Here is a 19,504-nt window from a genome sequence, read left to right on the forward strand (position 1 = left end):
GTAGGATTCTGCTCGTCGCTGGTTCGCCCCTCGGGGCGGAGCAAAAGGGAACCCGGTGCGATTCCGGGGCTGCCCCGCAGCGGTGAGCGGGAACGACCGCCGTCACGAGCACTGGAGACCTCCGGGAAGCGACGGCCAGTAGGAAGCATCGATCATGCCCGCGAGCCCGAAGACCTGCCGGCGACGTTGGGGGAGCCGGCCGGCTCCGCCCATCGAAGTGTCCATGGCCTCGAGGGAGGGCCGGGGGCGTCGCGGCCGTGGAGTCCAGGGCCGCCGTGCTCTCGCGCGCCCTCACGGGGATGAGCTCGCGAGGAGAGAGCACGTGACGCAGATCATTGAGGCCGATCACCGGCCGGCCACCGCCAAGACCGTCGACCGGCGGCTGGCGATCGAGGAGGCCGCCGCCAGGGTGATCACGGATCCGGCGAACTCCCGGGTCGCCGCCCGGCTCCTGGCCGAGGAGATCGCCGACGAGGCGGCCGGGCACGGCGTACGGACCTTCTCCGAGTCCATCGCCGCCACCCACGCCGCCGGGCTGATCCAGGACTCGCTCGCCGCGTTCGTCGGCGCGCACGCCGCCGAGCTCGACACGCTCGTCTCCGGCGAGGCGGACGACCGCTTCGAGTACTTCGGCCTGCGTACGGTCTATGACCGCTACCTGCTGCGGCACCCGGAGTCGCGGACGGTGCTCGAACGGCCGCAGCACTTCCTGCTCCGCGTGGCCTGCGGGCTGTCGGAGACGGTTGCCGAGGCCGCCGAGCTGTACGGCCTCATGTCCACGCTGTCGTACCTGCCGAGCTCGCCGACGCTGTTCAACTCGGGTTCGCGCCGGCCGCAGCTGTCGTCGTGCTTCCTGCTCGACTCGCCGCGTGATGAGCTGGAGTCGATCTACGACCGCTACGGCCAGGTGGCCAGGCTGTCGAAGTACGCCGGGGGCATCGGCATCGCCTGGACCCGGGTGCGCTCGCGCGGATCCCTCATCAGGGGCACCAACGGGCACTCCAACGGCATCGTGCCCTGGCTGCGCACACTGGACTCCTCCGTCGCCGCCGTCAACCAGGGCGGCCGCCGCAAGGGCGCGGCCTGTGTCTACCTGGAGACCTGGCACGCCGACGTCGAGGAGTTCCTGGAGCTGCGCGACAACACGGGCGAGGACGCCCGGCGTACGCACAACCTCAACCTGGCCAACTGGGTGCCGGACGAGTTCATGCGGCGGGTGGAGGCCGACGAGGTCTGGTCGCTGTTCGACCCCAAGGAGGTCCCCGACCTCACCGACCTGTACGGCGAGGCGTTCACCCGCGCCTACCGCGCCTACGAGGTCGAGGGCCGCTACGCCCGGCAGCTGCCCGCCCGGAGTCTCTACGGCCGGATGATGCGCACCCTCGCCCAGACCGGCAACGGCTGGATGACGTTCAAGGACGCCGCCAACCGCACCTCCAACCAGACGGCCCGGCCCGAGAACGTCATCCACCTGTCCAACCTGTGCACCGAGATCCTCGAGGTCACCAGCGACGGCGAGACGGCGGTGTGCAACCTCGGCTCGATCAACCTGGCCGCCCACCTGACCGCCGAGGGCGTCGACTGGGCCCGGCTGCGCGCGACCGTCCGTACGGCGGTGCGCTTCCTGGATCGGACCATCGACCTGGGCTTCTACCCGACCGCCGAGGCCGAGGCGGCCAACAAGCGCTGGCGGCCGATCGGGCTCGGCGTGATGGGCCTGGCCGACGTCTTCTTCGCGCTCAGGCTGCCGTTCGACTCGCCCGAGGCGCTGGGGCTGTCGACCCGCGTCGCCGAGGAGATCGCCCTGGCCGCCTACGACACCTCCGCCGACCTGGCTGTGGAGCGCGGCAGGCATCCGTCGTACGAGGAGACCAGAGCGGCGGACGGAGTCCTGCACCCCGACCACTACGACGCCGCCGCGTCGCCGCGCTGGGCCGAGCTGCGCGCGAAGATCGCCGCGACCGGGCTGCGCAACTCGCTGATGGTGGCCATCGCCCCGACCGCGACCATCGCCTCCATCGCCGGGTGCTACGAGTGCATCGAGCCGCAGGTGTCCAACGTGTTCAAGCGCGAGACGCTGTCGGGGGAGTTCCTCCAGGTCAACCGCTACCTGGTGGCCGACCTCCAGGCCCGCGGGCTGTGGACGCAGCGGATGCGCGACGACCTCAAGCGGGCGGACGGCTCGATCCAGGGCATCGCCGGCATTCCCGATGACCTCAAGACCTTGTACCGCACGGCCTGGGAGCTGCCGCAGAAGGCGCTCATCGACCTGGCCGCGGCCCGTCAGCCGTACATCGACCAGTCGCAGTCGCTCAACCTGTTCATGGCCAGCCCGACGATCGGGAAGCTGTCCTCGATGTACGCCTATGCCTGGAAGCAGGGCTTGAAGACCACCTACTACCTGCGCTCGCGCCCGGCCACCCGGATCGCCCAGACGACGATCGCGCTCGACGCCGTCGCCTGCTCCTTGGAGAACCCGGAAACCTGCGAAGCCTGCCAGTAGTAGCCCCCTCGAACGGAGACCCCAGCAATGCTGCTCGACCCCGGCATGGACCTGACCCTGCGCCCCATGCGCTATCCGGACTTCTACGAGCGCTATCGCGCCGCGATCCGCAACACCTGGACCGTCGAGGAGGTGGAGCTGCACTCCGACCTCGCCGACCTGGCCAGGATGACGCCGCAGGAGCGCCACCTGATCAACCGGCTGGTCGCCTTCTTCGCGACCGGCGACTCCATCGTGGCCAACAACCTCGTGCTCAACCTCTATCAGCACGTCAACGCCCCCGAAGCGCGCCTGTACCTCAGCAGGCAGCTGTTCGAGGAGGCCGTACACGTGCAGTTCTACCTGACGCTGCTCGACACGTACCTGCCTGACCTGGAGGAACGGGTCAAGGCGTTCGCCGCCGTGGAGCACATTCCCTCCATCAGGGACAAGGCGGAGTTCTGCTTCCGGTGGATCGACTCGATCAACGGCCTGCGGCGGCTGGAGACCGCCGACGAGCGGCGGCAGTTCCTGCTCAACCTGATCTGCTTCGCCGCCTGCATCGAGGGGCTGTTCTTCTACGGAGCGTTCGCCTACGTATACTGGTTCCGGTCTCGGGGCCTGCTCGGCGGGCTGGCCACCGGCACCAACTGGGTGTTCCGTGACGAGTCCATGCACATGGAGTTCGCCTTCAGCGTCGTCGACACCGTGCGGGCCGAGGAGCCCGAGCTGTTCGACGACAAGCTGGGGGAGCAGGTCACCCGCATGATCGAGGAGGCCGTCGCCGCCGAGTTGGCCTTCGCCCGCGATCTGTGCGGCGACGGCATGCCCGGCATGAGCGTCGAGCAGATGCGCGACTACCTTCAATATGTCGCCGACCAGCGGCTGGCTCGGCTCGGGTTGCCGCAGAGATACGGCACGGCCAACCCGTTCGGGTTCATGGAGCTGCAGGACGTCCAGGAGCTGGCCAACTTCTTCGAACGGCGTGTCTCCGCATACCAAGTGGCTGTTGAGGGCAATGTGACATTTGACGAGACCTTTTAAGACATTGGGGGCATGAACGTGCAGTCGCCGACCGACTGGCTCATTCTCGCCATCTCGGTGGCGGGCGCCATTCTCGTGGTGGAGGTGGTCAGGAGACTGCTGGTCAGGGCGGGCCACAAGTGGGCGCTCGCCCGGCACCTGGTGGAGCACTGCACCTGGGCGGCGTTCTCGGTGGGGGTCGTGGTGGCGGCCAACCTGGTGTTCTCGCCGGGGATGATCGGCGAGAGCGTCCGCCAACGTGAGCTCGGCGGCACGATCGACCGGGTGCTCGGCCTGGTCACCATCGCCTGCGCCACCTGGCTGGTCGTCCAGGCCAGCTATGCCCTCACGGACGTCGTCCTGGACCGGCTGGTCCTCGTCAAGGGGGAGCGCAATCGCCGGGCACGGCGGATCATGACCCAGATCGGGCTGGTCCGCCGCGTCGCCGCCGTGACCTTCGTCGTGCTGGCGATCGGCACCATGCTCTTCTCCTTCCCGCAGGTCCGGGCGCTGGGCGCCGGGCTGCTCGCCTCGGCGGGCATCGCCGGCGCCATCGTCGGCATCGCCGCCCAGCCGACCATCGGCAACATGCTGGCCGGGCTCCAGCTCGCCTTCAGCGACGCGCTCCGCCTCGACGACGTGGTCGTGGTCAACGACGAGTGGGGCAGGATCGAGGAGCTCACGCTCACCTACGTCGTGGTACGCCTGTGGGACGAGCGGCGCCTGGTCCTGCCCGTGTCCTACTTCACCCAGAACCCGTTCGAGAACTGGACCAGGCACGGCAGCCAGGTCCTCGCCGTGGTGTTCCTGCGCGTCGACTGGTCGATACCGATCGGCAAGCTGCGCGAAGAGCTCTACCGGTTCATCCAGGAGAGCCCGCTGTGGGATCAGAAGGACTGGACGCTCCAGGTCACCGACGTGCTGCCGAACGGACTGGTCGAGCTGCGGGCGCTGATGAGCGCCGCCGACTCGCCCTCCGCCTGGGACCTCAAGTGCGACGTACGCGAACACCTCGTGGGCTACATCAGGGAGAACTTCCCCGAGTCCCTGCCCCGCTTCCGCATCGAGACCCCGGAGACCCGCGCGGGGGTGCCATGGACCAGCTCCATGCCGGGCTGAGCCGTTTCATGCCGGGCTGAGGCTCAGCGCCGGTTGGCCAGCAGCACGCCGGCGCCGCCGACCAGCAGGCCCGCGACGGCCAGCGGATGCAGCGCCTGCCCGACGAGAAGCCACGCCATCACCGCGGTGACCGACGGGGTGAGGAAGAACATCGTGCTCACCCGGCTCGCGGGCGCATTCTTCAGCATGGTGTTGAGCAGCAGGAACGCGCCGATCGAGTTGACCAGCACCAGCCAGCCCACGGCGCCGGAGAAGGCGCCCCAGTCCGTCACCCGCGGCGTCTCGAACACCAGCGAGGCCAGCCCCACCAGCGGCGCGCCGACCAAGAACTGGGTCGCGGTGCCCGTCCGCACGTCCATGTCCGCGGCGAACCGCTTCTGGTAGACCGTGCCCAGGCTCAACCCCAGCAGCCCGACCACGCAGAACGCCACCCCGGCCAGGGAGAAGCTCAACCGGTCCGCCACCGCCAGCCCCACCCCGGCCGCGCCGAGCCCGAAGCCCACCCACTGGCGCGGGCTCACCCGCTCGCCCAGCAGCCGCCCCGCCAGGAGCGCGATCACCACCGGGTTGAGGCCCTGCACCAACGCCACGACCGCGGCGGGCACGTGCAGGCCGATCGCGGAGTAGAACGCGCCGAACTGCACCGCCTGGACCAGGATCCCGGACACCACCACGTGCGCCAGCCGCCGGCCGCGCGGCCACGGCGCCCGCACGGCCAGCGCGAACCCGCCCAGCAACAGCCCCGCCAGCGCGAACCTGGCGAACGTCAGCAGCAACGGCGGCGCCGACCCGACGCCGACCACTCCCGCGATGAAGGCACTGCTCCACATCACCACGAACAGGGACGGCATGAGTGCCGTCGCCTTGCTCCTGGCCTCCATAACGCTGACCGCCACGGCACACCCTCCATAACCCCTTAACCCGGTTATGTCACTGTTCCGTGTCTTCGCATAACCTGTCAACATGGTTACTATGTGGGTGTGACGAGCTTCACCTTCATCAGCGGCAATCTGGGGCTCGACCTGGCGGGCACCGTGCAACACCGCCGGTCGGACCGGCGTGACCTGCTGCGCGAGCCGGCGGACCTGGCGCGGTGGACGGTCGAGGCGGGCATCCTCGACGTGCCACCGGCGGTCGGCGACGCCGATCTCGCGGCGGGGAAGACGTTGCGGGAGGCCATCTACCGGCTGGCGGCGGGGGAGGCCATTGACGGGCTCGGGCTCGGGCTCGGGGTCGGTGGGGCTGGGTCGGTGGTGGACGATCGGCGGCTGGTCAACCGGGTCGCCGCCGGGCCGCCGGCGTCCGTGCTGCTGAACGACGCCGGGCGGGTCGAGCGTTCGGGGGACCTCGACGCGGCCCTCTCCACGGTCGCCAGGGACGCGGTCCAGCTGCTCGGCGGGCCGCGGGCCGTCCAGATCAAGGAATGCGGGGGAGAGGTGTGCACCCGCCTGTACGTCGACGCCTCGCGCGGGTCGTCGCGGCGCTGGTGCGACATGCACGAGTGCGGCAACCGCGCCAAGGCGGCGGGCTTCCGCGCCCGGCAGCGCGCGTGACCCCCAGCGGACGATGACCGTCAGCAGGTGTGACCGGCAGGTGAGCGTGATCGTCAGGCGGAGCCGGCCGGTCAGCGGCGTCTGAGGCGCCACGCGGTGACGGCGGCCACGGTGAGCGCCGCGATCCCGACGACGAACAGGTCCGGCAGTACGTCCTGGGCGGTCGCCGCGAGGTCCTCCAGCCGGGCTTCCCAGGAGTCGGGGATCGGCAGGGCCAGCCCGCGGGTGCCGTCGGAGAGCAGGAACAGCGCCCCGAGCCCGCCGAAGACCAGCCCGGACAGCAGCGAGGTGGTGTGCAGCCGCAGCCGTCCCAGCCGCAGTCCGCGACCGCGCAGCCAGCGCCGGCCGCCGAGGTCGTAGCGCTGCCACAGGCCCGCGAGCAGGAGCAACGGGGCCGCCATGCCCGCCGCGTAGACGGCCAGCAGCACCGCCCCGCGCAGCCCGTCACCGGAGGCCGCCGCGACCGTGAGCACCGCCCCCAGCACCGGTCCGGCGCAGAACCCGGCCAGCCCGGACACCGCCCCCAGAACCAGCACGGCCCCGGCCGAATCACCTCGAACGTGCCCCCTCAGCCGCTCCAGGGGCCCGATGGTCCAGCCCTGACCGGCCACCTGCAGCACGCCCAGGACGATCAGCGCCCATCCGGCCACCGTGACCAAGAGCTCCTGATGGCCGTAGAACAGGCGGGCGACCTGCGCCGACCCCATCCCCAGCGGCACCAGCACGGCGCACAGCCCCACGTAGAACAGCAGGGTGCGGCCGGCCAACCGGCGGCGGCCCGGGAACGCGTAGGCGAAGAACGCCGGGATCAGCAGCGCCCCACACGGGCTGACCAGCGAGAACAGGCCGCCCAGGAACGCGGCGGCATAGCCGATGCCGCTCATCCGCCGTGGCGCGCCTTCTCGATCGCCTTCTCGAACGCGGCCACCGGCTGGGCGCCGAACAGCACCTCACCGTTGATCAGGAATGCGGGCGTGCCGGGCAGGCCGAGCTCCAGCGCGAAGCCGAGATCGCCGTCCACGACCTGGCGTACGGACTCGCCGCGCCGGTCGGCGTCGAACCTGCGCAGGTCGAGCCCGATCTTGGCGGCCACGGAGCGCAGGTCGGCGTCGGTGAGGCGAGGCCGCTCGCCCGCGTACAGGGCGTCGTGGAACTCCCAGAACCGGCCCTGCCGGGACGCGGCGCGGGCGGCGACGGCGGCCCGCACGGAGTCGCGTCCCCTGATCGGGTAGTCGCGCCAGAACATCCGCACGATGCCGGTGTCGAGGTAGCGGCTCTTCAGCACGGGCTCGATCCGCTGGGCGAAGCGGCGGCAGTTGGGACACTTGAAGTCGCCGAACTCGACGATCGTGACCGGCGCCTGCGCCGAGCCCTTGGACAGGTTCGGGTCGACGGGTGGCGGGGTCGGCCCTTCCCAGACCTGCACCGAACTCGTCGGAGTGGGCGTGGGGGTCGCTTCTGGCCCGCCGGTGGTCACCGCCGGAGTGGGTGAGCCGGCCGCGCTCGTGCTCGGGCTCGCGGTGTCCGTGCTCGCCCCCGTGCTCGCGGTCGCGGAATCACGCGAGCTCGCGGCCGCAGGGGTGGCTCGTCCGGCGGGCTCGCCCTGGTTCGTCAGCGCGGCCACCGCCAGCACGGCCACCACGGCGGCACCGGCCAGCGAGCCGAGCAGCACCCGGTGGCGCGGGGCCGGGGATTCCTTGGTCACCTTCCGCATCATCCCAGCCCGCCGCCACCCACGCCGTTCGTTCCTCCTACAGCTCAAGGCCTCCTACAGCTCAAGGCCCTTCATGTCGAAGATCGGCCGTACCTCAACCTCGTTGAAGGCCGCGTCGGGCACCTTCGCGGCCAGTTCCACCGCCCGCTCCATGCTGTCGCACTCGATCAGGTAGAACCCGGCCAAATGCTCCTTGGCCTCGGCGAACGGCCCATCGCTCGTCATCGTCCTGCCCTCGCGTACCGCGACCCGCTTGGCCGTCGACACATCGGCCAGCCCCTCCGAAATGACCAGCTCTCCGGACGCGGCCAGCTCCTCGGTGAAGGACATATGGCCGCGCCCGAAATTCACGCGCTGCTCGTCGTTCAGCGTCTCCCAGACCGCCCTGCTCGTCGGGTTGCTGTAGATGAGGATGAGGTACTTCACCGGTGGCCTCCATGCGGTCGCGTCCGTGTCGGTACCCAATATGTCGAAGCCGTCCGCGCGGCCTCGACATCCGCCGGCGGAAAATACGTGGCACCCGTCGCGATCACCCGGCTAACGTGGACAGCGTCCACCACGACAGGAAGGCAGCGCAGTGACCTACGCGAAGTCCCTCGAACTGCTTCCTGAGCTCCTGGGTCCGGATTCCGGGTGATCCCTCGCAAAGAGACGACGCCGCCCGGAAGCCTTCCGAGGCGGCTTTTTTCATCTCACGGACGACGGCCCACGGAACAAAGGGCCGCGGGCATCGGTCTGGCCGACGGGAATGGCGCCCCCCGGCTGGATACAGCCCCAGCCCCGGGCTCGGCCCACGCCAGCCGAGCCCGGGGCTAACAAGCCGCTCTGGCCCAACTGGCAGAGGCGCCGTCTTCAGGAGGCGGAGGTTCAGGGTTCGAATCCCTGGGGCGGCACCCTGAACTTTCGCATGTGCCTCCAATGAGGGACCCAGGTCAGGGTCGCTATGCCGTAAGCCTGCGCTCACACGACGACATGGTTGGCCGGGTCAGACCGCCCGGAGCCCATGTCGTGCCGTCCCTGGACCCGTCCACGCTGCGGCGAGCTCGTTGATGACCGCCCGGCTGCGCCGCCGGGTCTCCTTCGACATCGGGCGCTGGCTTCTGCCGGTCCCAGCCCGGTGATCCCCGCCGGCCATCGGGTCAGCTCTTTGTCCATTTCTGGCTGGTCGTGCCGGTGCAGGACCACAGCTGCACCTTCGTTCCGTTCGCGGTCCCGAAGTTGCTCGCCTCCATGCAGAGGCCGGACTGCACGCCGGTGACGGTGCCGTCGCTGTTGACGTTCCACTGCTGGTTCGCCTGCCCGTTGCAGTCCCAGATGATCACCTGGGTGCCGTTGCCGGTGCCCTGCCCCTTGGCGTCCAGGCACTTGCCGCCGTACCCCTGCAATTGCCTGGACGAGGTGAGAGTCCACTGCTGGTTGTTGCCGCCGCAGTCCCAGAGCTGGAGCTGGGTGCCGTTGACGGTGCTCGCGTTCGGGACGTCCAGGCACCGGCCGGCGTTGACGTTCCGCAACACCGACGTCGACCCGCCGGGTCCCGAGTCCGTGGGGGGCAGGAGTGTGATGGTGTAGGTGTCGTCGATCGCGGTGTGCGGCAGGTTGACCGTCGTGCCGCCGTCGTTGGACAGCGTCACCACGGAGCTCTGGACGGTGACCGGCCCCTGGACGGCGCCGCCGCCGTTGTAGGGGATGCGCTCGGCGACTACTCTTACCTGGTTGTTCTGCACGATGCCGCTGGTGATGTCCAGGCGCCGCAGGTTGACGGCGATGTTGCCGGTCGTGCTGCCGCCGCCCACCAGAATCTTGGCCGTCCCGGCCGCCTTGGTGGCGAACGCGTCGTACGAGGAACTGGGGGTGACGGACACGATCTGGCCGGTCTGAGAGCCGTAGAAGCGGTAGACCCACCATTCGCCCTTCGGCTGGTACTCGCCTGCCGAGTTGCGGACGAGCAGGTTGCCGAGGTCGTTGTGCAGGTTTCCACCGCCCGCCCAGTTGGCGCGCAGGCCGTCGGCGCCGGCCCTTTCCAGGCGCGCGATGTACCAGGATCCGTCGCCGGGGTTCTGCTCGTTGGACGCCCCGTATTCGTTGATCTGGTACGGGCGCGGATGCGGGATGCCGCGAGAGTTCAGTGTGGTGTCGGCCGCCGCCACGTTGGCGACCGGGTCGCCGGGCAGGGCGTGCCAGCTGATGATGTCCGGGACCGCGTTGTTGGCCTTGACGTAGTCCAGGTACTGGACCCAGAACGGGTTCGTGGTCGAGGGTACGCACGCGCAGCTCGGCCCGACGATGAGATGCGTCGGGAACGCGGCCCGGATGCGCTGGTAGGCGCGCCGCCACATCTCGAAGTACTGGGACTGAGGGCGGTTCCAGAACAAGGTGATGTTGGGCTCGTTCCAGAGGTCCCACTGTACGGTGGCGCCCGTCGCCCGCACGTCGTTGATCAGACGGGTGAGGAAGTTGTCATAGTCGGTCCAGTCGCCGTTGTCGCCGGGGAATCGCGAGATCGGGTAGCCGTCGGCACCCCACAGGTCGTGGACGAGCAGGATGAACTCCCCGCCCAGCGATCTTGTGCGCAGCAACTGAGCGCGGGTGGAGTTCCATCGGCGGTCGTACTTGCCCGACACCCACCCGCCCGGGCTGTCGAGCTGCGCCCCGCCGGCGCGCATGTACCGGAACTTCACATCGGTGTAGAAGCGGTCCGGCGGCGCCGACGCGTTCTCGGTCATGCCGTAGATCCACCCGGAGGCGCGGTAGGTGGGAGAGCCGCCACCGGCGGAGAAGTCGACGGTGATGGCCTGGTCCGCGGCCAGGGCCGACGGGGCGGCCGTCACGACGGAGGCGGCGACGAGGGCGCCTGCGGCAAGGAAGGCGGCGATCCGGCGGCGGCCTCTGTGCCGCCTGCGGAATGTGGCGTCCATATGTGATTCCTTGGTCACGGAGGGGCGGTGCAGGCTGAGCGGGCCGCGGGCGGGGCCCTTGCCGGCTCACGGACGACGGCATCAGGGGAGGCGGCCGCGATCCACGACCAGCGCATCTCCGGACGCCTCACAGCCGAGGACTCCTGCCGTTCACCACCGACTCCGGTAGGAGGTAGCCGCCGTGCGGACTCAGTGTGGAAACGACTACGAAACATGTCAAGACCATGAACGAATCGGTTCGATTGGATGGTCGGCACTCAGGAGGCCGATGCGCTGGTGCGTCCTGGTCATGCCCCGCTGCCACCGGATGAACGTTTCATCACCTCGCCCGCCGCGACACTACGACCGCGCCCGGTCGGCTCTGATCAGGCCACTTCGGGACGCGGCGGAACCGCGATGGAAGAGAGCGGGCCCTTGACGGATCTTCTCGCGTCATGTTTGCTCCGCCACACCACCACCATCTCGGCCGGCCTGCTGAAAGGAGCACCGGGCTCACGCTCGTGGCCGGGCTCGATGAAACGTTCATCCGCCGTCGGCCCGGCTGATCAGGTCCCGTCAGTTCCCAGCAGAGCGAACCGGTTCGGAGGGCCGGATCACTGGGAGGAGAAGAGGCGCTGCTGGATCTCTCTCCGGTAGTCGTCGAGGGTGTTGTCGATGTGCGTGGCCGCGGCCTGGGCAGCCGCTTCCGGGTCGCCGGCGCGGATGGCCTGGTAGATGGCGTCGTGCTCCTCGACGGCCTTGGCGGCGTGCCCGCCCACCGAGCCGCGCAGCCCGATGAGATTGGATTGCGCCTGCAGCCTGCGGGCCTCCCGCACCGCCACCTGGAGGAACATGTTGTGCGAGGCCGTGGCGATGGCGGTGTGAAAGGTGTCGTCGCCCTTGTTGAACAGGTCTTCTTGTCCGGTCTCGAAGCCGTGGCGGCACACGCCGGCCGCCTCCTCGATGGCCCTCAGCTCCGCGGGGGTGGCGCGGCGGGCGGCCAGCCGGCTGGTCTCCATCTCCTGCGCTCTGCGGAACTCGAACAGCATGTAGACATGGTCCAGGTCGGTCGGGAGGAAGAAGGACGCCCAGCGCCCGGTGCCGAACATCCCCTCGTCGTCGGCCACGTACAGGCCGCGGCCCTTCTGGGCGCGCACCCGGCCCAGCGCGGACAGGATCTTCACCGCCTCGCGTACGACGGTGCGGCTGGTGCCCAGCTGCCGGGCCAGCTCGATCTCGGTCGGCATGCGGTCGCCCGGGCGCAGGCCGAGCCGGACGATGTATTCGAGTACCTGCTCGGCAGCCACCTCGTAGCCCGGCCGGTATCCGCTCTCGCGCGGGGTGTCGGTCACCGTGCTTCCTCCTCGCCGTTCCCTGCAAAGTATGACTGATGTGGGTTCCTCCCAAGCTCAGACGTACTGCCGATTAGTACGACACATATGAACGGTTCATACGAGGACGATTGGCGCGGGTAACCGCAATGGCCCGCATTGCCGCAGGTAACGAAGAAATGCCGCTAACTATGGCCATGCGCTAGGTGTGCAAATGGTGAAATAAGCGGGCTTAAGGTCTTGACGGCTATCAATACTCACAACGTAATTAGAGGCGAGGACGCTCAGAAGGGTGTCACCTGCCTGAGCAGCAGGGCGTGACCTGGCCACACCCGTACCCCCCAAAGGAACAACTGTGCAGTCATCTTCGCCCGTCACGGCACTGAGACCGGCTCTGATCGGCATCGTCGCCGCGGCGTTCGCCCTCATCGCCCCCGCCGCCCCAGCCCTGGCGGCCACCACGACCCTGTACGCGTCACCCGCCGGCACCGGCACCGCCTGCACGTCCGCCCAGCCGTGCTCGCCGGCCGCGGCGCAGACGGCGGTACGTTCGCTGAACGGCGCGATGTCCGGTGACATCGTCGTGGAACTGGCCGACGGGGTGTACCGGCTCTCCGCGCCGCTCCGGCTGGCCGCCGCCGATTCCGGGAACAACGGCTACTCCGTCACATGGCAGGCCGCGGCGGGCGCCCATCCCGTCATCAGCGGAGCCAGGGCGGTCACCGGATGGACCGTGGCCGACTCGGGGAAGAACATCTGGCGCGCCGACGTCGGCACCGGGATCGACACCCGGCAGCTGTACGTCAACGGCGCCCTCGCCACGCGGGCGCGTACGGCCGTGAACCGGTCGGACTTCACCGCGACCGGCACCGGCCTGAGGTTCGGCAACAGCGCGCTGAACTATCTGAACAACCTGGCCGACCAGAGCCGGGTCGAGATGGAGAGCGTCGGCTCGTTCACCGACCGGTACGTGCGGGTGCAGGGCATCAGCGGGAACTTCATCACGATGCAGCAGCCCGGCTGGAACAACAACACCTTCGGGTACGACACCTTCACGCAGCCGCACCGGGCGGGTCCGCTGTACCTGGAGAACGCCTACGAGTTCCTGGACGCACCGGGGGAGTGGTACATCAACCCCGGGACCGGCGTCCTGTACTACATCTCGGCTGCCGGGCAGAACATGAGCGACGTCAGCGTCGAACTGCCCGTGCTGCAGTCGCTGGTGGACGTGGGGGGCACCTACGACTCGCCCGCGCACCACATCACCTTCAGCGGGATCACGTTCACCGGCACGAGCTGGCTCGGGCCCAGCAGCAACCAGGGCTACGCGGACCAGCAGACCGGCGCCTACATCGCGGGCACCTGGAACTGGCCCGCCGACAGGCTGACCTCCTGCCAGGAGGGCTGCCGGCAGTTCGAGGCCGCGCGGCCGAACTGGTACCAGATGCCGGCAGCCGTACAGGTCTCCGCCGCCAACCACATCACCTTCACCGACTCCCGATTCGTCAACCTCGGTCAGACGGCCGTCGGCATCGGCAACGACGCCAACGCGCACGCCAGCGGCGTCGGCCTGGGCGCCGCCGACATCACGGTCACCCGGTCCGAGATCGCCCAGAGCTCGGCCGGCGGCATCGTGGTCGGCGGCGTGCGCGCCGACGCGCACCACCCCAGTGACCAGCGGATGGTCAACCGGAACATCACCGTCAGCAACAACCGCATCCACGACCTCGGCCTGGACCACCGGGGCATCGTCTCGGTCCTGACCACCTACGTCACCGGCACCGACGTGTCACACAACGAGGTCTACAACCTGCCGTACACCGGTATGTCGATCGGCTACGGCTGGGGCGCCAACGAGCCCGGCGGCAGCAACCAGTACGCCAACCGCGGCCTGTACGACTACCAGCCGCGCTACACCACGGCCACCACCGCGTCCGGCAACCGGCTCGTCGGCAACTACGTGCACGACGTCATGCGGCAGATGACCGACGGGGGCTGTATCTACACGCTGTCGTGGAACCCGAACGCCGTCATCAGCGGCAACCACTGCCTGCGGACCAACGGCTGGTTCGGGATCTACTTCGACGAGGGCTCCAAGTACTACACCGTCACCGGCAACGTGCTCTCGAACACCGGCACCTGGGCCACCGCCAACTACTGGGGCGGTGAGAACATGGGGAACTTCACCGTCACCGGCAACTGGTCGACCAACGGCAGCACCAACGTGACCAACGGCGACCGCGGCAACGTGGTGAACAACAATGTCACCGTCACCAACGGCGCCTGGCCCGCGGGCGCCCAGGCCGTGATGGCCTCCGCCGGTCCCCAGGGCCAGCCTTCGGGGAGCGCGAGTGCGTTCAAGGGTGTGGGGTCTGGGCGGTGCCTGGACGTCAGCGGAGCCTCGCAGGCCAACGGCGCGCAGGCGCAGCTCTGGGACTGCAACGGCCAGACCAACCAGCAGTGGACCTCGACCGCGGCGGGTGAGCTGCGGGTGTACGGAAACAAGTGCCTGGACGTCAACGGCGCCGGCACCGCCGACGGCACAGCCGTGATCATCTGGGACTGCAACGGCCAGAACAACCAGCAGTGGCGCCTCAACACCGACGGCACCATCACCGCGGTCGGCGCGAACAAGTGCCTGGACGTCAGCGGCACCGCCAACGGCACCAAGACGCGCATCTGGACCTGCACTGGAGGCACCAACCAGAAGTGGGCGCGCGCCTGACACCGTCTGGCGACGCGCCCTCGGCGCCCCACTCTCGGGGACGAGAAAGCGGGCCCTCCTTTCGTTCGAATCGATTCGATAGCAGAGGAACACTCATGTCCCGACGTCCGTGGCTCACCTTGCTGACCACGATGGCGCTGATCATTTCCGGAGCGCTCGCGCTCGACGCCTCCCCGGCGAACGCCCTCGCCATTCCGGCGGCCGACTACCAGCAGGTGTCTCTCGCGTCGGGAGGTGCCGAGCTGGGTGAGGCGATGTCGCTGGCCGTCATGCCGAACCGGTCGGTGGTGCACACGGCGCGCGACGGCACGGTGCGCGTCACCGATGTCAACGGCAACACGAAGGTGGCCGGCAGGCTCAACGTCTACAGTCACGACGAGGAGGGCCTGCAGGGTGTGGCGGTGGACCCCGACTTCGCGTCCAACCGGTACATCTGGCTCTACTACTCGCCGCGGCTGAGCACGCCGAACGGTGATGCGCCGAGCAACGGCTCGCAGGCGCAGTTCGACCAGTGGAAGGGCGAGCTGCACGTGTCCCGGTTCATCCTCAAGCCGGACGACACTCTCGACATGGCCAGCGAGAAGGTGGTCCTGCAGGTCCAGAACGACCGCGGCCTGTGCTGTCACGTGGGCGGGGACCTCGACTTCGACGCTGCCGGAAACCTCTATCTGACCACCGGCGACGACAGCAACCCCTTCGAGTCGAGCGGCTATTCCCCGCTGGACGAGCGGAGCGACCGCAACCCGCAGTTCGACGCCCAGCGTTCGGCCGGCAACACCAACGACCTGCGCGGCAAGCTCCTGCGCATCAAGCCGCAGCCCGACGGCACCTACACGATTCCCAGCGGCAACCTGTTCCCGCCGGGGACGGCGAAGACCCGGCCGGAGATCTACGCGATGGGCTTCCGCAACCCGTTCCGGATGAGCGTGGACAAGGCGACCGGCATCGTCTACCTCGGCGACTACGGGCCGGACGCGGGTGTGACCAACTCCAACCGAGGGCCGAGCGGGCAGGTGGAGTTCGACCGCATCACCGGTCCGGGCAACTACGGATGGCCGTACTGCACGGGCACGAACACCACCAGCGAGACCTATAACGAGTGGAACTTCGCCACCAACAGCACCGGTCCGAAGTACAACTGCGCGGGCGGCCCGACCAACAACTCCTTCCGTAACACCGGCCTGACCACGCTGCCGCCGGCGAAGCCGGCCTGGATCAGGTACGCGGGGGACGCCGGAAGCCCGCCGGAGTTCGGCTCCGGGTCGGAGTCGCCGATGGGTGGTCCGGTCTACCGTTACGACCCCAACGTGAACTCGGCCGTCAAGTTCCCCCAGGCGCTCGACGGGCGGTATTTCGCCGGTGAGTACGGCCGGCGCTGGATCAAGGCGATCGAGGTCAAGCCGGACGGCGCCTATGGGGAGATCTCGGCGTTCCCCTGGTCGGGGACGCAGGTGATGGACATGGCCTTCGGTCCTGAAGGGGCCCTGTACGTCCTCGACTACGGCGACGGGAACAACAACCAGGCGCTGTATCGAATCGAGTACATCGGCAGTGCCAACCGCAATCCGATCGCCAAGGCGTCCGCCGACAAGACGTCTGGACCGGCTCCGCTGACGGTGAGCTTCTCCTCGGCGGGCAGCTCCGACCCGGAGGGTGGCGCGCTGACGTACTCGTGGAACTTCGGCGACGGCACCACCTCCACGGCGGCGAATCCGAGCAAGACCTACACCACGAACGGCGCCTACACGGCGACGCTCACGGTCCGGGACCCGCAGGGTCTCACCGGCACGGCGAATGTGATCGTGAACGTCGGCAACACCGCGCCGACGGTCATCCTCACCACCCCTGCCGCCGGGCAGCTGTTCTCCTTCGGTGACACCGTGCCCTTCCAGGTCACCGTCACCGACCCGGAGGACGGCACGATCGACTGCACCGGGGTCACCGTCGCCTACTTCCTCGGCCACGACAGCCACCGCCACCAGATCACCTCCACGACCGGCTGCTCGGGCTCCATCTCCGTGCCGGTGGACGGTGAGCATGACGCCGCGGCCAACATCTACGGCGTCTTCGTGGCCTCCTACACCGACAAGGGCGGTCTGACCTCCACCAGCGACCGTACGCTCCAGCCGCGGCACAGGCAGGCCGAGCACTTCGGCGTCCAGCAGGGCGTCCAGACGGCTGACCACGCCACCGCGGAAGGCGGCAAGACGGTCGGCTTCACCGACGACGGCGACTGGATCTCCTTCCAGCCCTACAGCCTGGGCAACGCGACCAGGATCAGCGCCCGGGTGTCCTCGGCCGGCGCGGGCGGCCGGATCGAGGTGCGCGCGGGCTCGGCGACGGGCACACTGCTGGGAACGGTGAACGTGGCGAGCACCGGCAGCTGGGACACCTTCACCGACGTCTCGGCGAACCTCAGCGGCGCGCCGACCGGCACCACGACCCTCTATCTGGTCTTCCGCGGCCCGACCGGACAGGGCTACCTGTTCGACGTGGACGCCTTCACTCTCGACACCGGCACCCCGCCCTCGGGCGGCTCGGGCGTCCTCAAGGGTATGGGGTCTGGGCGGTGCCTGGACGTCAGCGCCTCGCCGGCCAATGGCGCGCAGGCGCAGCTCTGGGACTGTAATGGGCAGTCCAACCAGCAGTGGACCTCGACCGCCGCGGGTGAGTTGCGGGCCTCTGGCGGCAAGTGCCTGGACGTGAACGGGGCCGGGACGGCGGACGGTACCGCGGTGATCGTCTGGGATTGCAACGGGCAGAACAACCAGAAGTGGCGCCTCAACGCCGACGGCACCGTCACCGCGGTCGGCGCGAACAAGTGCCTGGACGTCGGTGGCACCGCCAACGGCACCAAGGCGCGCATCTGGACCTGCACCGGAGGAACCAACCAGCGCTGGACCCGCGTCTGAAAGGACACCCATGCTGCGACCCCTCATCCCCGCCGCGCTCGGGCGCATCGCGGGGAGCGACCGAAGGACATCTGTGCTGCGACGCCTGTCAATGGCGGTGGTGGCGATCACCGCCGCCGCGACGGTGATCCCCGCAGTCCCCGCCCAGGCTGCCGCCTTCAAGGTGCTGGTCTTCTCGAAGACAGCCGGGTTCCGGCACGACTCGATCCCCAACGGGATCCAGGCCATCCGCGACTTAGGGGCCGCCGGCGACTTCGCCGTCGATGCCACCGAGGACTCGAACGCCTTCAGCACGGCCAACCTGGCCCAGTACAAGGCGGTGGTGTTCCTCAGCACCACCGGTGATGTGCTGAACGACAACCAGCAGGCCGCCTTCCAGACGTACGTGGACGGCGGCGGCGGTTACCTGGGGGTGCATTCGGCCGCCGACACCGAGTACAACTGGGCGTACTACGGGCAGCTGATGGGGGCCTGGTTCAACAACCATCCGGCCATCCAGCAGGCCACCGTGCGGACCGAGGACCGGGCGCACGCCGCGACCGCCCACCTGGGGGCGACCTGGTCACGTACCGACGAGTGGTACAACTACCGCACCAACCCCCGCTCGAACGTCCGGGTGCTGCAGAGCCTGGACGAGGGCAGCTACAGCGGCGGCGGCATGGGCGATCACCCGATCACCTGGTGCCACCCCCAGTCCTCCGGCCGCGCCTTCTACACCGGCCTGGGCCACACCAAGGAGTCGTACGCCGATCCGAACTTCCGCACGCTGCTGCTCGGCGGAATCCGGTACGTGGCCAAGGCCACCAACGCCGACTGCCGCCCGGAGACCGGGTACACGACGTTGTACAACGGCTCGACGACGGGCTGGTCGCAGGCCGGGCCGGGGTCGTTCGCCAACAGCGACGCCACGCTGACCTCCCAGGGCGGCATGGGCATGCTGTGGTACAACGCCAAGGAGTTCCGCTCCTACTCCGTCAAGCTCGACTGGAAGATGACCGGCGACTCCAACTCCGGCGTCATCGTCGGTTTCCCGGCCACCAGTGACCCCGACGCGGCGCTCAACACCGGATATGAGGTGCAGATCGACGCGACCGACACGCCGGACAAGACGACCGGGGCGATCTACGGGTTCAAGACCGCCGACGTCGCCGCCCGCGACGCGGCGCTGAACCCGCCGGGTCAGTGGAACACCTATGAACTGCTGGTGGAGGGTGAGCGGCTGCAGGTGTTCCTGAACGGCAGCAAGATCAATGATTTCACCAACACCGATCCGGTCCGCTCACTCCAGCAGGGCTACATCGGCATCCAGAACCACGGGTCCGGCGACGTGGTGTCGTTCCGCAACATCCGCGTCAAGGAACTGACCAGCACACCGGGCGGCTCGGGCGTCCTCAAGGGTATGGGGTCTGGGCGGTGCCTGGACGTCAGCGCCTCGCCGGCCAATGGCGCGCAGGCGCAGCTCTGGGACTGTAACGGGCAGTCCAACCAGCAGTGGACCTCGACCGCCGCGGGTGAGTTGCGGGCCTCTGGCGGCAAGTGCCTGGACGTGAACGGGGCCGGGACGGCGGACGGTACCGCGGTGATCGTCTGGGATTGCAACGGGCAGAACAACCAGAAGTGGCGCCTCAACGCCGACGGCACCGTCACCGCGGTCGGCGCGAACAAGTGCCTGGACGTCGGTGGCACCGCCAACGGCACCAAGGCGCGCATCTGGACCTGCACCGGAGGAACCAACCAGCGCTGGACCCGCG

The 19,504-nt window shown here is 68.9% G+C and carries 13 protein-coding genes, 1 tRNA gene and 1 riboswitch; of the genes, 8 read left to right on the top strand and 6 right to left on the bottom strand.

What is annotated here, in order from left to right:
- Window positions 1-2: 2 nt before the first annotated feature.
- Window positions 3-196: riboswitch (cobalamin riboswitch) on the top strand.
- Between the two features lie 126 nt (window positions 197-322).
- Genes LDL49_RS05670 through LDL49_RS05680 form a run of 3 tightly spaced genes read left to right on the top strand, consistent with a single transcriptional unit; the run spans window position 323 to window position 4,624 of the window.
- Window positions 323-2,503, top strand: coding sequence for a ribonucleoside-diphosphate reductase subunit alpha (locus LDL49_RS05670; protein WP_225289812.1), 2,181 nt, complete (start codon window positions 323-325; stop codon window positions 2,501-2,503).
- Window positions 2,504-2,530: 27 nt separating this feature from the next.
- Entirely contained in the window at window positions 2,531-3,526 is a 996-nt protein-coding gene (locus LDL49_RS05675) for a ribonucleotide-diphosphate reductase subunit beta (protein WP_225289813.1), read from the top strand.
- Between the two features lie 12 nt (window positions 3,527-3,538).
- A complete protein-coding gene (locus tag LDL49_RS05680; protein ID WP_225289814.1) occupies window positions 3,539-4,624 on the top strand; it encodes a mechanosensitive ion channel family protein in 1,086 nt (361 codons plus the stop codon).
- A 23-nt stretch (window positions 4,625-4,647) separates the two neighbouring features.
- Here the strand turns inward: LDL49_RS05680 and LDL49_RS05685 are convergent, their stop codons facing one another.
- Window positions 4,648-5,520: a DMT family transporter gene (locus tag LDL49_RS05685; protein WP_225289815.1), complete on the bottom strand. Its 873-nt coding sequence runs from the start codon at window positions 5,518-5,520 to the stop codon at window positions 4,648-4,650.
- 84 nt (window positions 5,521-5,604) lie between these two features.
- On the opposite strand from LDL49_RS05685, the gene LDL49_RS05690 reads away from it, so the two are divergent.
- Entirely contained in the window at window positions 5,605-6,177 is a 573-nt protein-coding gene (locus LDL49_RS05690) for a CGNR zinc finger domain-containing protein (RefSeq protein ID WP_225289816.1), read from the top strand.
- A 71-nt stretch (window positions 6,178-6,248) separates the two neighbouring features.
- Here the strand turns inward: LDL49_RS05690 and LDL49_RS05695 are convergent, their stop codons facing one another.
- The 3 genes from LDL49_RS05695 to LDL49_RS05705 form a co-directional block, all read right to left on the bottom strand.
- Window positions 6,249-7,061: a cytochrome c biogenesis CcdA family protein gene (locus tag LDL49_RS05695; protein WP_225289817.1), complete on the bottom strand. Its 813-nt coding sequence runs from the start codon at window positions 7,059-7,061 to the stop codon at window positions 6,249-6,251.
- Window positions 7,058-7,882 carry a DsbA family protein gene (locus LDL49_RS05700; RefSeq protein WP_225289818.1) on the bottom strand — a complete coding sequence of 275 codons (825 nt, stop codon included), beginning with the start codon at window positions 7,880-7,882 and terminating at the stop codon, window positions 7,058-7,060. The genes LDL49_RS05695 and LDL49_RS05700 overlap by 4 nt, the downstream gene beginning before the upstream one ends.
- A 63-nt stretch (window positions 7,883-7,945) precedes the next feature.
- The gene (locus tag LDL49_RS05705) at window positions 7,946-8,317 is read right to left on the bottom strand and encodes a YciI family protein (RefSeq protein ID WP_225289819.1); all 372 of its coding nucleotides are present in this window, start codon (window positions 8,315-8,317) and stop codon (window positions 7,946-7,948) included.
- 393 nt (window positions 8,318-8,710) lie between these two features.
- Here LDL49_RS05705 and LDL49_RS05710 point away from each other — a divergent pair.
- Window positions 8,711-8,784, top strand: a tRNA-Leu gene (locus LDL49_RS05710).
- Window positions 8,785-9,030: 246 nt separating this feature from the next.
- Here the strand turns inward: LDL49_RS05710 and LDL49_RS05715 are convergent.
- Both LDL49_RS05715 and LDL49_RS58225 read right to left on the bottom strand, forming a co-directional pair.
- Window positions 9,031-10,806 carry an RICIN domain-containing protein gene (locus LDL49_RS05715; protein ID WP_225289820.1) on the bottom strand — a complete coding sequence of 592 codons (1,776 nt, stop codon included), beginning with the start codon at window positions 10,804-10,806 and terminating at the stop codon, window positions 9,031-9,033.
- Between the two features lie 593 nt (window positions 10,807-11,399).
- Window positions 11,400-12,137, bottom strand: a complete 738-nt coding sequence (locus tag LDL49_RS58225; protein ID WP_225289821.1) for a FadR/GntR family transcriptional regulator — start codon at window positions 12,135-12,137, stop codon at window positions 11,400-11,402.
- A gap of 334 nt (window positions 12,138-12,471) precedes the next feature.
- Here LDL49_RS58225 and LDL49_RS58230 point away from each other — a divergent pair, with 334 nt between their 5' ends.
- The 3 genes from LDL49_RS58230 to LDL49_RS05735 form a co-directional block, all read left to right on the top strand.
- Window positions 12,472-14,841, top strand: coding sequence for an RICIN domain-containing protein (locus LDL49_RS58230; protein WP_225289822.1), 2,370 nt, complete (start codon window positions 12,472-12,474; stop codon window positions 14,839-14,841).
- 95 nt (window positions 14,842-14,936) lie between these two features.
- The gene (locus LDL49_RS05730; RefSeq protein ID WP_225289823.1) at window positions 14,937-17,753 is read left to right on the top strand and encodes a carbohydrate-binding protein; all 2,817 of its coding nucleotides are present in this window, start codon (window positions 14,937-14,939) and stop codon (window positions 17,751-17,753) included.
- 10 nt (window positions 17,754-17,763) lie between these two features.
- Window positions 17,764-19,504: ThuA domain-containing protein (locus tag LDL49_RS05735; RefSeq protein ID WP_225289824.1), on the top strand; the 1,741-nt coding region annotated here is incomplete at its 3' end.

This window comes from Nonomuraea aurantiaca, assembly GCF_020215705.1.
GTDB classification, from domain to species: domain Bacteria; phylum Actinomycetota; class Actinomycetes; order Streptosporangiales; family Streptosporangiaceae; genus Nonomuraea; species Nonomuraea aurantiaca.

What these genes read in the sequence shown, in the direction of transcription:
- LDL49_RS05675 (WP_225289813.1), top strand. Translation starts at nt 2,531, where the DNA reads ATGCTGCTCGACCCCGGCATGGACCTGACCCTGCGCCCCATGCGCTAT.
- LDL49_RS05680 (WP_225289814.1), top strand. Translation starts at nt 3,539, where the DNA reads ATGAACGTGCAGTCGCCGACCGACTGGCTCATTCTCGCCATCTCGGTG.
- LDL49_RS05695 (WP_225289817.1), bottom strand. Translation starts at nt 7,061, where the DNA reads ATGAGCGGCATCGGCTATGCCGCCGCGTTCCTGGGCGGCCTGTTCTCG.
- LDL49_RS05715 (WP_225289820.1), bottom strand. Translation starts at nt 10,806, where the DNA reads ATGGACGCCACATTCCGCAGGCGGCACAGAGGCCGCCGCCGGATCGCC.
- LDL49_RS05730 (WP_225289823.1), top strand. Translation starts at nt 14,937, where the DNA reads ATGTCCCGACGTCCGTGGCTCACCTTGCTGACCACGATGGCGCTGATC.